Here is a 15,348-nt window from a genome sequence, read left to right as displayed (position 1 = left end):
GATGTGAGGAGAGCCCGCCACCAGAAGTGGCGGGCATCTTTCAGGCCGGCGTCGAATCCGGCAAGCGGTTATTGTCCGCGTTGCCGTTTTCTTCGTCGGGCCAGCTGCGCCCGACCATCCATTCGTACAGCGTGGGCAGCACGATCAGCGTCAGCATGGTGGCCGTGATCAGGCCGCCGATGATGACGATCGCCAGCGGCCGCTGGGTCTCCGAGCCGATGGCGCGCGAGATGGCCATCGGGAACAGGCCCAGCATGGCCAGCAGCGCGGTCATCAGCACCGTGCGCAGGCGGTCCATCGAACCGGTCAGCACGGCCTGTCGCACCGGCATGCCCTCGTCGCGCAGCTGGTTGAAGTAGGTCACCATCACCACGCCGTTGAGCACGGCCTGGCCGAACAGCGCGATAAAGCCGATGGCCGCCGACACCGACAGCGGAATGCCGGTGAGGAACAGCGCGAACACGCCGCCGATCAGCGCGAACGGAATGTTCGAGATGATCAGCGTGGCGCTCTTGAACGACTTGAAGGCGTTGAACAGCAGCAGGAAGATCACCAGCACCGACAGCGGCACCACGATCGACAGGCGTGCCATGGCGCGTTCCTGATTCTCGAACTCGCCGGACCAGCTGATCTTGACGTCGTCGGCCTTGACGTTCTTGGCCACCAGCGCCTGCATGTCCTTCACCACGCTGCCCATGTCGCGGTCGTGGATGAAGATGCCGATCGACGTGGTGCGCTGGCCGTTCTCGCGGCTGATGTTCATCGCGCCCGAAGCGGCGCGGAAGTGCACCAGTTGCGACAGCGGCACCTGCGCGCCGTCGGCGGTCTGCATGAAGATGTTCGGCAGGTTGGGCAGCTCGCGCTCGCCCGGCTTCAGGCGCACGGCCACGCTGAAGTGCTTCTCGCCTTCCCACAGTTCGGTGGCGGCCTTGCCGGCCAGCGCGGTCTCCATCAGGTCCTGCACGTCGGCCACGTTGATGCCGTAGCGGGCGGCCTGGGCACGGTCGAAGTCCAGCACGTACTGCGGCAGTTCGCCGTCGCGGTCGATGAAGGCGCGCATCACGCCCTTGACCGACTGCACGTTGGCGAGGATCTGGTCGGCCACGCGCTTGTTGTGCTCGAGGCTGTCGCTCTGCACCTTGATCACGATCTGGCCCTTGATCTGGGAGATGCTCTCGAGGATGTTGTCGCGCACCGGCTGCGAGAAGTTGGGCTCGATGCCGGGCAGCTGGCGCAGGTTGGCGTTGATCTCGTTGATGATCTTGCGCTTGTCGTAGCCGGCGCGCCACTGCTTGTCGTTCTTCAGGTCGACCAGGATCTCGACGGTGTTGATCAGCTTGGGATCGGTGCCGTCGTCGGGGCGGCCCACCTTGGAGATGGTGGTGTTGACCTCGGGCGTCTTGCGGATCACGGTGCGCAGGCGGCGGGCCTGGTCGCGTGCCTCGTCGAGCGAGACCGAGGCCGGCAGGTCGAAGCTGACCCACATCGAGCCTTCGTCCAGCTCGGGAAGGAACTCGCTGCCGAGGAATTTGCCCACGCCGACGGTGGCCACCAGCAGGCCCAGCGCGATGCCCACCACGGTGCGCTTGTGGTCCAGCGCCCAGGCCAGCATCGGTTCATAGATGCGCTTGCTGTGGCGGACCACGAAGTTGTCGTCGTGCGCGATGTTCTTGGTCAGCAGCAGGTGGCACAGCAGCGGCACCAGCGTCAGCGAGATGATCAGCGAACCGATCAGCGCGCCCGTCACGGTGTAGGCCATCGGCGCGAAGATCTTGCCCTCGTGGCGCTGCAGCGTGAAGATGGGGATGTGCGCGGCGATGATGATGATCATCGAGAACACGGTCGGGCGGCCCACCTCGGTAGTGGCCTGCAGGATGGCGTGCATGCGCGCGCGGCTGTCCTTGATCTGCGCTTCCTTGAGCTCGCCGAGGCGCTTGAAGATGTTCTCCACCACGATCACCGCGCCGTCGACGATGATACCGAAGTCCATTGCGCCGAGCGACAGCAGGTTGGCGGGGATGCCCACCCAGGTCAGGCCGATGAAGGTGGACAGCAGCGCCAGCGGGATCACCAGCGCCACGATGGCCGCGGCGCGCACATTGGCCAGGAACAGGTAGAGCACGGCCATCACCAGCAGCGCGCCCTCGACCAGGTTGCCGAACACGGTGTGCAGCGTCTTGTCGATCAGCGTGGAGCGGTCGTAGTAGGGCACGATCTTCACGCCCTTGGGCAGGATCGTGCTGTCCAGCAGGTCGATCCTTTTCTTGAGCCCTTCCAGCACCAGCGAGGGATTCTCGCCCTTGCGCATCACCACGATGCCCGAGACGATGTCGTCCTCGTCGTCCTGGCCCATCAGGCCCTGGGGCGGCGCGGCGCCGATCCTCACCTCGGCGATGTCCTTGACCAGGATCGGCGTGCCGTTGTTCTCGGCCACCACCACGTTGGCGATGTCGGCCGAGGTATAGAAGCTGCCGAGCGAGCGCAGCAGGTACTGCTGGCGGCCGTGCGCCACGGCGCCGCCGCCGGCGTTGGCGTTGGCGCGCTGCAGGGCGGCGAAGAGTTGCGACAGCGAGATCTTGGAATCGCGCATCTTCGCCAGGTTGGGGTTCACCTCGTACTGCTTGATGGTGCCGCCGATGGTGACCAGGTCCGCCACGCCAGGCACCTGGCGCAGGTTCTTCTCCACCACCCAGTCCTGCAGCGTGCGCAGCTCCTGCGCGCTATAGCCCTTGCCGGTCAGGCGAAAGCGGAAGATTTCGCCGATCGCGGTGGACAGTGGCGCCAGTTCCGGGTGCACGCCGTCGGGCAGGTCCACGCCGCGCAGGCGCTCGATCACCTGCTGGCGGGCCACCACGTCGGTGGCCTTGTCATTGAAGGTGACCATCAGGAAGGACAGGCCGAACTGGGTGTGCGAAAACACCCGCACGGAATTCGGCGTGCCGGCCAGCGCGGTCTCGATCGGGATGGTGACCTGGCGCTCGATTTCCTCGGCGGCGCGGCCCGGGTACAGCGTGATGACGTTGACCTGGATGTCGGAGACATCCGGGAAGGCTTCGATCGGCAGGTTCTTGAAGGCCGCCAGGCCACCCCCGATGAAGATGGCAAGGCCGAGCCAGACGAACAGCTTCTGGTGCAGCGCGAAATGGACGATACGCGAAATCATGTGGCGGTCTTCCTTACTGCTTCGCGCCGGCGTTGCTGGCCGCGCCGCCCAGGGCCGCGTTGACCGCGGTGGCGTCGCGCAGGATGTCCTGCAGGTAAAGATTGCCCTCGGTCACCACCACATCGCCTTCCTTGAGTCCGTCCACCACCTCGGCGGTACCGGGCAGCGTCACGCCCAGCTTGATCTGGCGGCGCTCGAAGCGGTTCTGCGCCGTGCGCACGAACACGTAGTTGCGGTTGTCGGCCAGGAACACTGCCTTGGACGGCACGCCGATGCCCTCGAACGAAGCGGCTTGCAGCTTGGCGGTCACGAACATTTCCGCCTTCAGGCGACGGTCCTGGTTGGGCACGGTCAGGCGCACCTTGACGCTGCGCGCGGCGGGGTCGACGTAGTCGGCGACCTTGATCACCTTGCCGGTGAAGGTCTCGCCGGGATAAGCGCTGGACACCAGGCGCACGCTCACGCCGGGCTTGAACAGCGCGAGATCGGCCTCGGTCGCGTCCACCTGCGCCCACAGCTCGCTCGGGTCGGTGACCAGGAACAGCGGCGCGCTGGGCGGCTGGTCGGGACGCAGCTCCATGCCGACATTGATATTGCGCTCCACCAGCAGGCCGTCGATCGGCGTGCGCAGGGCAAAGCGCGCCATGCCGCCGCCTGCCGCGGGCGAGCCGTACTGGCGCAGCGTGGCCTGGGTGCGGGCAAGGTCGGCGCTGGCGCGCGCGGCGTCGGCCTGGGTCTGCTCGAGGTCCTTCTGCGCTACCACGCCGGCGTCGTACAGCTCGCGCTGGCGCGCCAGCGCCTTGCCGGCGTAGGCGGCGTCGACGGCGGCCTTGCGCGCGTCGGACTGGGCCACGCCGAAATCGGTGGAGGTCAGCATGGCCAGCGCCTGGCCCGCCTTCACGCTGGTGCCCGCCTGAGCCATCACTTCGGTCACGCGGCCGGCGAACGGCGTCGACACGCGCACGGTGCGGTCCTCGTTCCACACCAGGCGGCCGGGCAGGCTCAGCATGCGTTCGCCGCCGCGCTTGACGCTTTCGCCGGCGATGCCCGGCAGGGCCTTCACGGAGGCCGGGAATTCGACGGTGTTGCCGGCGACCTTGGGCTCGTCGCTGGGCGCAGGGGCTTCCTGCTTGCCGCAGGCGGCCAGCGCCAGCGTCACCAGCGAAAGCGCCGCGAGGCGCGCGCGCAGGCCGTGGCGCGCGGGGGTAGTCGAAGCAGGCGTAGCAGTCATCGGAGACATCGAAGCGGACATCAAAGCAGACATCGGAGCGGACACTTGATTAGGGGCGCGGCACATCGGTACGAGCCTGGGCATTGGATGAGGACTGCAGGGCGGCACGATAGGCCGACAGGGATTTGGCGTAATCGCCTTGCGCGTTGACTGCGTCCAGGCGCGTCTGGCGCAGCGCGCGGCGCGAGTCGAGCAGGTCCAGCACGCTGGTGGCACCCTTGGCATAGGCGAACTCGGCGCTGCCGGCCACGCTTTCGGCGGCGGGCACCACGCTCTGGACCATCTGCTTGAGCGACAGGCGCGCGGCCTCAAGCTGGTTGCGCGAGCGCTCCAGTTCGTTCTGCGCCTCGAGCAGCACGCGGTTGCGGTCGTCCAGCGCGGCGTAATAGTCCACCTCGGCGCGGCGCGCCTCGCCGCCGAAGCTGTGGCGCACGAACAGCGGGATCGACAGGAACACACCGAAGCTGTTGCCGCTGCCGGTCTGGTTGGCTTCCGAAACCGGATAATGCTCGGCCTGCGCGCCCACCGTGACGTCCGGCACGCGCCCGGCGCGCGCCAGGTCACGCGCGCTGGCCGCGGCCGCCAGGCGGGCTTCGGCCGCGGTCACGTCGGGACGGCGCTGGACGGTATCGGCATCGGGCTCGGGCACCGGCACGTCGAGCGCGGGCCAGTCCGCCACCAGGCGGTTGTCGACCAGCGTGCCGGGCACACCGATGGCCTGGGCCAGCGCGGCCTTGTCGCTGGCGTGGTCGGCCATGGCGGCGCGCAGGTCGGCCTGGGAGCGCAGCACGTCGAGTTGCAGCTTGGTCACATCGGCGCGGGACACGTCGCCGGCCTTCAGGCGCGTCTCGTTGGCCTGCTGGGTGCGGCCGTAGAGCGACAGGGTCTCGTTGAGCACCGCCACGCGCTCCTGGCTGACCAGTGCCTCGTAGAACGCCTGCTCGGCGGCGCTCGACTGCTGGGTGACGACGGCCTGCAGCACCTCGCCGGCGGCGCGGCTCGAAGCACGCGCGCCTTCCACGCGCAGGTTGCCCTTGTTGGCGGTCTCGATCACCTGGTCCACGCGCAGCGTGGAATCCACGGTCTTGTTGCGCGGGCCGCCGGAATTGAAGCCCTGGTGCGGGTTGATATTGGCCACGCCCAGGCTCAGCACCGGGTTGGGCCGTTGCGAGGCGATCTGGATATCGGCCTGGCTGGCCTCCTCGCCACGGCGCGCGGCGATGATGTCGCGGTTGCAGCGCACGGTATCGAGGCGCACTTGCGCGATGGTGAGCGGCGCCTTCGCGAGTGGCGCCACGCAGGGGCCGTCGGCCGGCAGCGGTGCACTCGGGGGCACATTCGTGCCGGCCACGGCGGCACCGGCGACGGCACTCAGCAGGCTGGCCAGCAAGAAACGAGGAAAAGAAAAAGACACGATAAATCAGGCTCGGTTCGACTCAGTGTGCGGTAAACGACCATGGCGACTATTCGGTGCACCGGGACGGCGAACTTTCATGTATCTCCACGGAACGCGTAGTGTACGTGCCGCATCCGGAGCGGCCGCAACGTCCCGTGCGCATTCAAACCGAAACGCATTACAAACGGCTTTCATAAATGCAACAAAAAACCGTGTAAACGTACGAACGGTCCAGTTTCAAGGGAAAACCCTGACGAAGAAGGCGCTTTCCCGACAAACTGCGCGGGCGCGGCGGCCCTGGTCAAACGCCCGTATCATTACGCACTTCCGTGACGGCAGGCAGCTTTTGCGACGAGGGACGCCACGCGACCTGTTGCCACACCGCATCCGGGCGCTTCGCCTGCTGCGCTGCACACGCTATCCCGGGCACGTTAGGCCGGGACAGCCGGCTTCCCCGGCCAGGCGCGCCGCGCGCCCTTGTTGCCGCGGTTGTTCCCGGCCTTGTTCCCGGCCTTGTTCCCGCCCTTGTTCCCGCATTGCCAGCCTTGCGCCCCATCTCTTTTCTCCGCCTTCTTCCATGCCTGACCATTTGTTGCTGTCCTCCCTGATCATTTTCGGCCTGGGCGGAGTGCTGGGCGCGGTGGGCGGGCTGTTCGGCATCGGCGGCGGGCTGATCGCCATTCCGGCGCTGGGCCTGCTGTACGGCATGGACCAGCAACTCGCCCAAGGCACCGCGCTGGTGATGATCGCCCCCAACGTGATGATCGGCTTCTGGCAATACCGCCGCCGCGCCGATATCGCACTGCGCACGGCGGCGGTGCTCGGGCTGTCGGCGGTACTTGCCACCTATGCCTCGGCCCGGCTCGCCACCGCCATGGACGCGGTGCTGCTGCGGCGCGTCTTTGCCTGCTTCATGATCGCGCTGGCGCTGTATTTCCTCTGGCGCCTGCAGCCCGGGCGCGCGGCCACCGCGCAGCGGGCGCGCCTGTCGCCACGCTGGATTCCGGCGCTGGGCGCGGTGGGCGGCGCGTTCTCGGGCTTTTTCAGCGTGGGCGGCGGCGTGGTGGCCGCACCCGCGCTGGTCGGCCTGTTCGGCTTCCGGCAAGCGGCGGCGCAAGGACTGGCGCTGGCCCTGGTCACGCCGGGTGCCGTGGTGGCGCTGGCCGCCTATGCCAATGCCGGCCATGTGGACTGGGCCAGCGGTATCCCGCTTTCGCTGGGCGGCATGCTGACCATCTCCTGGGGCGTGGCGCTCGCCCACCGCATGCCCGAGCGGCGCCTGCGCGCGCTGTTCTCGCTGTGCCTGATCGCCACCGCCGCCATCATGCTGGTCCGCGGCTGAGGGTGGCGCGCGCCGCCGGGGCACCGGGACACCGGGACCCCTAGCGCTGCAAGCCTTTGCGCCGGTGCCACTCGGCCAGCGACTCCGACGGCCAGGTGCCGCAGTGCACGTGGGCGCGCCCCCTGGGTACGTCCACCCAGGGCGCCGCGAAATCCAGCGCGGCTTCCACCACCTCCGGCGGCCTTGGCAGGGGCGTATCGATGGCCGACGCATGCGGGTGCACCAGTTCCGGCCACCCCGGATCCCACAGCCACAGCGCGCTGCCGCACTTGAGGCAGAAATGCCGCTGCGCGCGGGAGCGGCGGGCGCGCTTGCCGGGCTCGCGCATCACGGCGTGATAGATCCCGACATGCTTCCTGCCCCGGACCTTCAGCGTGGCGGCGTCGCCGCCGAGGTTGATGGCATAGCCTCCGCCGCCCGCCGTCTTGCGGCAGATCGAGCAGTGGCAATGCATGAAGGGATAGGGCGAGTCGGACTCCAGGCTGAAACCGACCGCGCCGCAATGACAGGAACCTTCGAGATGCATGGGATCTCCCGTTAGGTGGCAGGGCGCTGTTCATTCTAGGCAAGCCAGCCGGCAACCCAGGCGCGCGAGACGCCCTGCAGGCACCGGCCCGGCTGGACTTTGCGCACCCGCCATGGCATAAGGACCGGTCCGGCGCCAGCCATCGTGGCTGCCCGGCCGCCGCCCCGATCCCAAGCCCCATGCCCGTCGCCACCACCGTCCCGCGCCATCGCGCTGCCTGCCGGCCTGCCGCGCAAGCCGCGCCGGCGTTCGCGTGCGCGGACAACAGCAAGGGTCATGCCGCCGTGCTTTTCCTCGCCGTGCGGGGAATGCAGGATTCGCCCACGCTGTCCTGACCTCCCCGCACGGCACTTTGCCAGCGGGCGCGCGCGCGCCTTGTCCAACGTGCAGTCACGACGTGCAACCAGGAAAAAACAGCCCATGTCATCGATCTATCGCAAGACCCTTTGCGCCATCGGCGCTGTCGCAGTGGCCTACCTGCTGATCAATCTCTGAGCGCGCGGGACGCCGCCCGCGTCGTCCGGGCCGGCGTCCCGCTCCATCTTGCGGCGCCTTTTTCCCCGTCGCCCCGGCCAAATCTGTTTCGCCGCGAAACAACTCGCCTGGGCGAACGGATGAAATTTACGAAGTCGCATCTCAAGTTACAGATATGTTGCAACTTAGGCCGCATACGGCACTGCAGATTTTTTTGGTTGCGTCGTAATCTTCAAACGTGCCAACGACGGCGCTGCAACCAAAACAGGAAATCATGTCTGAACGCCTCATCATGCTTGACGTCCCCGGTGTCCTTTATTCGGGCCGCTCCGAGGCCCGGCTGGGCGGGATTCCCGATACTGGCACCCTGCGCGACGTCCGCTTCTTCGACCCGGTCGCACTTGGCTTCGTGCGCCGCCTGTTCGGCCTGGCCGGCGCCCGCGTGGTGGTATCGGAGGCATGGCGCCGCGGCGTGCCCGCGGCGATCCTGCAGCAGCTCGACCTGCAGGTCGAAGGCATGACCCCCGACGTGCCTGGCGGCCACGCCGCGCGCATCGCGGCCTACTTCGCCAGCCGGCCGGCGCCGCAGGCCTTCGCCATCCTGACCTGCGACACGGCTTCGCTGCAGGACGAACGGTTCGCGCACCTGCGCGCGCACGCAGTGGCGGTGAATCCCGCCGATGGCCTGACGCCGGCCAATTTCAAGCAGGCGCTGAACCTGCTCGGCGTGGCCTGCCCGTCCACGCTGTGCCTGGACACCCAGCCCGATGCCGGTCTCGAAGCCCGCCTGCAACGCCTGCGTCGCCTGGCCCGCGAAGCGCCCTCGCGCTTCGAGGCCGGCGCGACCACCGCGCCGCTGCTGCAGGGCGTGCCCGAGCTGGTGCTGCCGGCGCAGCACGCAGCCGCGGCACTGGCCCACGCTTGACCGGTGCCGGCGCGCCGGCCCGGCGCGCCGCACCGCGGAGCTAGCGCGTGCCCGCCCGCCCGAAGACCAGCACCAGTCCGATCACGATGGCAGCCATGCCGGCGATGCTCGACGCCGCGAGCCGGTTGCCCAGGAACAGGTAGTCCATCCATGCCGTCACGCCGGGCACCAGGTAGAAGAGGCTGGTCACGCTGACCAGGTTGCCAGCCTGGATCAGCCGGTACAGCAGCAGCGTGGCGCCCACCGAGATCACCAGCGCAAGCCACGCCAGCGAAACGATGAAGCCCGCCGCCGGCGTCACCGCCAGCGGCTGGAACGGTACGAACAGCAGGCATAGCGCGAGACCGGCGCCGTATTGCAGCGGCAGCACATCCAGCGGCGCCTGGCGGATGGACTTCTGCAGGATCGCGCCGATCGTCATGCACGCCAGCGCCGCCAGCGCGAAGCCCATGCCCAGCGGTGAGAGGCGCGCCTGCCCGATGCTTTCCGACACCACCGTCACCAGCCCGCACAGCGCCGCCGCCAGGCCGGCCAGCCGGCGCAGGGAAAAACGTCGCTCCACCAGCAACAGGGTCAGGATCGGCTGCGCGCCCAGCACGGTGGCCAGCACGCCTGGCGTCACGCCGCGCGCCAGCGCGAGCAGATAGCAGATCGAATAGGCGCCGGTCAGCAGCAGGCCGGCGGCCATCACGCGCATGCGCGTGCCCGGCTCGGGCAGCCAGCGCCGCCGCCATGCGGCCAGCGCCAGCAGCACCAGCAGCGCGAGCGCGAAGCGCGCGGCCAGCAGGGCAAAGGCGGTTGCGTACTCGAGCCCGAGCCGCGCGAAGATTGCACCGCTGCTCCAGAGCAGCACGAAGAGCGCGGTCGAGCCATGCGCGGCCAGCGCGGTTTTGTTCAAAGCCATGAAATTCACCTGTCACGAAAACGCCGGAAAGCATCCGGAGTTCATCCTGAAACTTCGGCCAGCCGGCGCCAGGCTCACGTGCGCGGGCGCAGGAAGACATGCGCGCGCCGTGGCACGCCGCCGGAAAAAAGCCGAAGATGGAAAAAGACGGGCTGCGGATCAGCCCGGCGTGAACGGGGGCGGCGGTGCAACGCCGGCCCGCGCGCGCGGCGGGGAGGTGACGGGCGGAGGAGAAGCGGCGAGAGCCGCGCACGGCAGCTCAGCGCCCGCCAGGGTGGCGTCGACGGCAAGCGTGTGGTGCGTGGCTGAAATCATGATGGATCAGTGCATGCGACCCGTGCGGGCCGGCGGAAGGCCTAACGTTACACCGGGCCGCGCGGCCCGGCAAGCGGCGCGAAACGCCGCCTGGGCTGTCTTACAATGCGCGGCCGCAAGCCCGCGACGAAATCTGAACAATGGAGAACACGCCATGGAATCCCGCCTGACCGAACTCGAGATCAAGGTCGCCTTCCAGGACGACCTGCTCGAAACGCTGAACCTCGCCGTGGCACGCCAGCAGCGCCAGATCGACCTGCTCCAGGAGCAGCTCCAGGCGCTCTACCAGCAGATGCGCGCGAGCGGCCCCGGCGGGCCGGACAACGGATCGCAGCACGAGATCCCGCCGCACTATTGAGCGCCGCGCGGTGGAACGATGCCGCCGCCACCGCGTCTGAAAGCTGAGCCTGATGGCCGATGCGAGCGCCAGCGCCGCAGGCCAAACCCGGAGAAACCGCAGCATGCCGACCAAGCCGACCGCCATCCGAACCATGCGCGCCACCGGCGCCGCCCGCGCCGCCGGCCGCATCGCCCTCTGCGGCGCACTCGCCCTGCTCGGCGGCGCCAGCGCCTGGGCCGGCTACAACGTCTGGACGGGCGACTACACATTCTCGCGGCAGGAACTGCAGGACGCCGTGGACAAGCGCTTTCCCGCGCGGCTGCGCTACGGCCAGGTGGTCGACGTGCAACTGACCAATCCGCGCCTGGTGCTCGACGATGCCAACAACCGCGTGAGCACGCAGATGGACGCCCAGGTCAGCAACACGCTGCTGCCCGCGCCGCCGATCAATGGCACTTTGTCGGTCAGCAGCGGCCTGCGCTACGATCCGGCCAGGCGCGCGGTGCTGCTCGACAATCCCGCCGTCGAGCGCGTCCAGGTCAGCGGCATGCCGGCGCAATACGGCGAACAATTGAACGCGATCGGCGCCGTGGTGGCGCAGCAAGTGCTGCGCGACTACCCGCTTTACACCTTCACGCCGGAACAATTGCACATTGCCGGCAAGGACATCGAGCCCGGCGCGATCACGGTGCTGCCCGACGGCATTCAGGTAAAAATCAATACCCGCTGAAACACGCGGAACATCGAAAAAGCCAATACGTCGGCCATATTCGCAGCGCGCGCCATGCGCCAATGCCGGATAGAGATGTTGTATTCGCGCACACTTTTCCGACAGAAAACACACGCACTTAATGGATCGTGTGCTAGTCGTGTCGCGCGAAAGGTTATACTCCGCGCTCTACAAACTAACGGGTAAATAATCATGGCCGTGACCACCAAGAAAATCGTAAAGACCAACGCAGCAGCCAAGGCAAAGCCGGCCGCCGCAAAGAAGGCAGCTGTGCCCGCGAAGAAAGCCAGCGTCCTGGCCCGCGAACTGGCAGCCGCCAAGAAGGCCCTGCTGAAGCTGCGCGCAGATTCGAAGAAGGCCATCGAAACCGCCAAGCGTGAAATCGTGCAAGCCGCCGCAGCAGCCAAGAGCGCTGTGCTGGCCGAGAAGCAAGCCGCCAAGGAAAAGCTGGCTGCGCAAAAGGCAAAGGCCAAGGCCAAGCCGGCAGCGAAGAAGCCGGTGGTGAAGGCCGCCGCCAAGCCGGCAGCCGCCAAGAAGCCGGCAGCGCCGAAGGCAGCCGCAGCACCGAAGGCAGCAGCAGCACCGAAGGCCGCAGCAGCGCCGAAGGCAGCAAAGAAGCCCGTCGCAAAGAAGCCGGCAGCGCCCAAGAAGGCCGCTCCCGTGAAGACCGAAGCAGAAGCAGCACCCGTCGCAGCGAAGTAAATCGCGCAAGGGCCGGCGCGGCAGGCGGCCCGGTGATGCGCACGGCGTATCCGTGCCGCGTCCCGCGCCATGCGCCGCGTTTCGTTCCGCCGCACCACGTTTGTGCAAACCGGCTGGTGCCTTGCACGGCCAGCCGGAAATCCTCAGTTGAATTCCCCGCGGTTTACTCCCTGCCGCTTACTCCCTGCTTTCCCCGCCGACTTCCGCTTTCCGCCACCTGATTGGCGCACGGCGTCTTCGCTGGCATTGCCGGCTTTCTTATCGCGCCTTTTCCGCTTGCGAAGTCCTTTCGCCGTAGCCGCGGTCACGGCAGCGCATTCCCGGCAATCCCTTATTTGCGAAATACCAGGCTGAAATTGTTCGCCGGCATCGGGATTGGATCGTCCATGCGCAGGCCCGCCGCCTCCCCGAGCACGACTATATCTTCCATATCGCGCACGCCCCATTGCGCGTCCGCGCTGCGCAATTGCGCGTCGAAGGCGGCATTGCTCGGGGCCGTGTGTTCGCCATTGCGGCGATAGGGGCCATAGAGGTAAAGCACGCCGCCCGCCGGCAGCAGGCGCGCGGCGCCGGCGAACAGCGCTTCGGCCGCCGCCCACGGCGCGATATGGACCATGTTGATGCAGACCAGCGCCTGCGCGGCTTCGATGCCCCAGGGCTGCCGGCGCACGTCCAGTGCCAGCGGCGGCAACACGTTGGCCAGTCCGGCATGCGCGGTCCAGCCCTCGATCGAGGCGCGCGCGGCCGGCTCCGGGTCGCTCGGCTGCCAGGTCAGCGCCGGCAGCGCAGCCGCGAAGTAAGCGGCGTGCTGGCCGGTGCCGCTGGCGATCTCCAGCACCAGGCCGCCGGACGGCAGGACGCGGCGCAGCACATCCAGGATGGCGTCGCGGTTGCGGTCGGTGGCCGGCGCCATGCGGCGTGCGTGCAGTGGCTCGTCTTGCTTGGGCATGCTGTTTCTCCTGTTTTGCGGGGTCCGCACAGGAAGGCCGGGCGCGGGCTTCCCATGGCGGTTTGCCGCAAGCGTAGCAGGCAGGCGCCGCGGCACAAGACAAAACGCCCCCGGCGATCTCTCGCCAGGGGCGTTTCGGGCAACCCGCAAGCCGCGGCCCGGCGGCCGCGGCGTCAGTGCGCTCAGGCCTTGGCGGTCTTGACGCTGGTAGCGTCTGCCGTCAGGTAACCGACGGCCGCGCCGAAGCGGTCCTTGTAGTTGGCGCGCACCAGCGGATCCAGCGTGGCCTGCACCTTGGCGTGCAGGCCGCCCCAGTCGCCGGCGTGCTGGAAGTTGTTCATGACATAGGTCCAGCCGTTGATCTCGTCGACCGCATGCAGGCCGGTCGACTCGGCACCCGACGGGGTGGACAGCACGCGGTTCAGCTTCTTGGTGTCTACGTTGTAGGCCCAAAGGAAGTTGTTGACGTGCTGGCCGCTGTCCTCGCCGATGAACAGCGTGCGCAGCTTTTCCGAGAACTTCAGGTTATCCGGGTTGGCGATCGTCTCCGGATCTGCCGTATTGCCCAGCGCGTCCGCGGCGATATCCTTGCCCACGATCAGCGCCTGGGTATGCACCGGCACCCATTCGCTGTTGATCGCGGCGCCGTCCAGGTCCTTCTGGCCGCCGGCCAGCTTGTGCTGCATCACGCCGCCGGCCTTGAGCGCCACATCGACCGAGATATTGCTCTGCGCATTCCATCCCTTGGCCGTGTTGTTCTTGACCATCGAGTCCTGGATGTTCTGCAGCGCGGAGTAGGCGACCTTGTCCTTGATGTTGACGGTGGTGCCTTCCATCTTGGTAAAGCCCATGCTGCCGCCGGCCAGGTAGGCATAGCGGTGGGTTTCCAGGAACGCGGCGACCTTTTCCTTGCCCGGCTTGATCTTGATCCAGTTGGCGGTGCCGCCCGTGAAGATCTTGGTGTAGCCGGTGTTCAGCGGATCGGCCAGGAGCGGATCGGTCAGGCTGACGTCCATGATGTCCGTCGGGCGGTGCGACTTGGCCAGGGCCTCGATTTCGGCGCTGGTGGCATGGCCGAGCTTGACCCAGGTCAGGTCGGCGCCCGGCTGGGCGGGATCGATGGAGAAGCCGGTGCCTACCTTGGCCACGTACAACGTGCCGGCGGAGAGGTCCTTCTCCTTGTCCGCCACGAACATGAACAGGCCGCTGTTGGTGGCGTCGTCGCCCATCAGCACGGTGCGGTTGTCCGGCATCACCTGCACCAGCTCGTGCGAGATGCGGCCCAGGCAATAGTGCTTCTTGATGCTGGCGGTGCCGTCCGGGTTGACCGTGACTTCGGGCAGGTGGCCATAGAAGTACGGATTGGCCAGCGCGCCGGCGTAGCCGAGCAGGTTTTCGCTGTACTTCTGGAACTGCGCGCTGGCGGCCGCGGTGAACGCATCCGGCTCGTACTCTTCGCTCGAAAGGTGGGTGTTCCACGGCGACAGGCTGGCGCCGCAGGTGATCCACAGCCCGTTGGCCGGCGACGTGTCCACGTTGTGGTACTTCACCAGCGTGAGCTTGCCGGTGGCCGGGTCCTGGTCCAGCGTCAGCACGCCGATCGGCGAAGGCAGTTGGCCGTAGGTATCGGTGCCGAGCTGGTTGCGCGTGGTGTATTCGAACTGGACCACGGCAAATACCGTGTTGCCCTTTACGCCCGCCACCTTGGCGCCGTCGATCTTCAGCAGCGAGGTGCCGTCGGGCGCGTCGGAGAAGAACTGGCGCTCCTTGCCGGCCACCGACTTGTCGATGATCGGCTGGTTGTTGATGTCGAAGTAGCCGCCCGCCAGGATCTTGCCGCCGTTGCCGTCGGGCACCTGGTCTCCGGTGATGAAGAACGGCTGGTAGGCCAGCTTGTAGACCTGGCTGCTGCCGTCGCTGAACGACACCTTCAGGCTTGAGCCGACCGTGGTGGTCGCCATCGCGGCCGGATTGGCCAGGTTCGGCGCGGCCATGCCGGTGAACTCGGCGGTGGTGAAGCTCGCGGGCGTGGCCGGCGTGGGTGCCGGTGCCGGAGCGGCGACTGCGTCGCTCTCGCCGCCGCAACCTACCAGCAGGGCAGTCGCGCCGATGCCCAGCGGCAACATCGGTGCGCCAGCCAGGAGTTTGAGCGCCTTGCGGCGGGAAGCATCCGGTTTGTCGAGCATTCTTCTTTCCCGTTTGTTATGTGAGTGAATGGGCGGCGCCGGTGGCGCCACCATGCCGCGCATTGGTGAGGACCGTCACGCAGCGATCAGGCCGAGTCGCATGCTATGAACCATTTGTGACAGCATGTTGAAAGTGCCTTACTTTGCAGACATCCAGGCGCCGCC

General features: G+C 67.4%; 13 protein-coding genes. 6 read left to right on the top strand and 7 right to left on the bottom strand.

The genetic code is table 11. The annotated features are described in order from the left end of the window. Window positions 1-40: 40 nt before the first annotated feature. Genes AB4Z48_RS00955 through AB4Z48_RS00945 form a run of 3 tightly spaced genes read right to left on the bottom strand, consistent with a single transcriptional unit; the run spans window position 41 to window position 5,808 of the window. On the bottom strand, window positions 41-3,163 hold the full coding sequence (locus tag AB4Z48_RS00955) for an efflux RND transporter permease subunit (protein ID WP_441611950.1): 3,123 nt from the start codon (window positions 3,161-3,163) through the stop codon (window positions 41-43). A 13-nt stretch (window positions 3,164-3,176) separates the two neighbouring features. After that, window positions 3,177-4,394: an efflux RND transporter periplasmic adaptor subunit gene (locus AB4Z48_RS00950; RefSeq protein WP_441611948.1), complete on the bottom strand. Its 1,218-nt coding sequence runs from the start codon at window positions 4,392-4,394 to the stop codon at window positions 3,177-3,179. 49 nt (window positions 4,395-4,443) lie between these two features. Further along, entirely contained in the window at window positions 4,444-5,808 is a 1,365-nt protein-coding gene (locus tag AB4Z48_RS00945; protein WP_441611947.1) for a TolC family protein, read from the bottom strand. Window positions 5,809-6,367: 559 nt separating this feature from the next. Here AB4Z48_RS00945 and AB4Z48_RS00940 point away from each other — a divergent pair. Further along, window positions 6,368-7,132 (top strand): sulfite exporter TauE/SafE family protein, encoded by a 765-nt coding sequence (locus AB4Z48_RS00940; protein WP_441611946.1) that lies wholly within the window; start codon window positions 6,368-6,370, stop codon window positions 7,130-7,132. A gap of 40 nt (window positions 7,133-7,172) precedes the next feature. Here the strand turns inward: AB4Z48_RS00940 and AB4Z48_RS00935 are convergent, their stop codons facing one another. After that, on the bottom strand, window positions 7,173-7,658 hold the full coding sequence (locus AB4Z48_RS00935) for a GFA family protein (RefSeq protein WP_441611945.1): 486 nt from the start codon (window positions 7,656-7,658) through the stop codon (window positions 7,173-7,175). 179 nt (window positions 7,659-7,837) lie between these two features. On the opposite strand from AB4Z48_RS00935, the gene AB4Z48_RS00930 reads away from it, so the two are divergent. Both AB4Z48_RS00930 and AB4Z48_RS00925 read left to right on the top strand, forming a co-directional pair. Next, the gene (locus AB4Z48_RS00930) at window positions 7,838-7,993 is read left to right on the top strand and encodes a hypothetical protein (protein ID WP_441611944.1); all 156 of its coding nucleotides are present in this window, start codon (window positions 7,838-7,840) and stop codon (window positions 7,991-7,993) included. Window positions 7,994-8,406: 413 nt separating this feature from the next. Continuing rightward, complete coding sequence (locus tag AB4Z48_RS00925) at window positions 8,407-9,057, top strand: HAD domain-containing protein (RefSeq protein ID WP_441611943.1); 651 nt, start codon at window positions 8,407-8,409, stop codon at window positions 9,055-9,057. 40 nt (window positions 9,058-9,097) lie between these two features. Here the strand turns inward: AB4Z48_RS00925 and AB4Z48_RS00920 are convergent, their stop codons facing one another. After that, window positions 9,098-9,961, bottom strand: coding sequence for a DMT family transporter (locus AB4Z48_RS00920; RefSeq protein WP_441611942.1), 864 nt, complete (start codon window positions 9,959-9,961; stop codon window positions 9,098-9,100). Window positions 9,962-10,430: 469 nt separating this feature from the next. Here AB4Z48_RS00920 and AB4Z48_RS00915 point away from each other — a divergent pair, with 469 nt between their 5' ends. From AB4Z48_RS00915 to AB4Z48_RS00905, 3 genes are all read left to right on the top strand, one after another. Then, on the top strand, window positions 10,431-10,634 hold the full coding sequence (locus AB4Z48_RS00915; protein WP_441611941.1) for a SlyX family protein: 204 nt from the start codon (window positions 10,431-10,433) through the stop codon (window positions 10,632-10,634). A gap of 133 nt (window positions 10,635-10,767) precedes the next feature. Next, entirely contained in the window at window positions 10,768-11,346 is a 579-nt protein-coding gene (locus AB4Z48_RS00910) for a DUF1439 domain-containing protein (RefSeq protein ID WP_441612264.1), read from the top strand. Between the two features lie 192 nt (window positions 11,347-11,538). Continuing rightward, complete coding sequence (locus AB4Z48_RS00905; RefSeq protein WP_441611940.1) at window positions 11,539-12,048, top strand: fumarate hydratase; 510 nt, start codon at window positions 11,539-11,541, stop codon at window positions 12,046-12,048. A gap of 331 nt (window positions 12,049-12,379) precedes the next feature. On the opposite strand, the gene AB4Z48_RS00900 is transcribed toward AB4Z48_RS00905, so the two are convergent. Continuing rightward, window positions 12,380-12,997: a DUF938 domain-containing protein gene (locus AB4Z48_RS00900; RefSeq protein WP_441611939.1), complete on the bottom strand. Its 618-nt coding sequence runs from the start codon at window positions 12,995-12,997 to the stop codon at window positions 12,380-12,382. A 182-nt stretch (window positions 12,998-13,179) separates the two neighbouring features. Then, window positions 13,180-15,183: a PhoX family protein gene (locus AB4Z48_RS00895; protein WP_441611938.1), complete on the bottom strand. Its 2,004-nt coding sequence runs from the start codon at window positions 15,181-15,183 to the stop codon at window positions 13,180-13,182. Window positions 15,184-15,348: the final 165 nt, after the last annotated feature.

The organism is Cupriavidus sp. 2TAF22 (genome assembly GCF_052115045.1).
Lineage (GTDB): Bacteria > Pseudomonadota > Gammaproteobacteria > Burkholderiales > Burkholderiaceae > Cupriavidus.
Note: the sequence above shows the minus strand (reverse complement) of the source record. Positions and strands in the feature narration are given on the sequence as shown.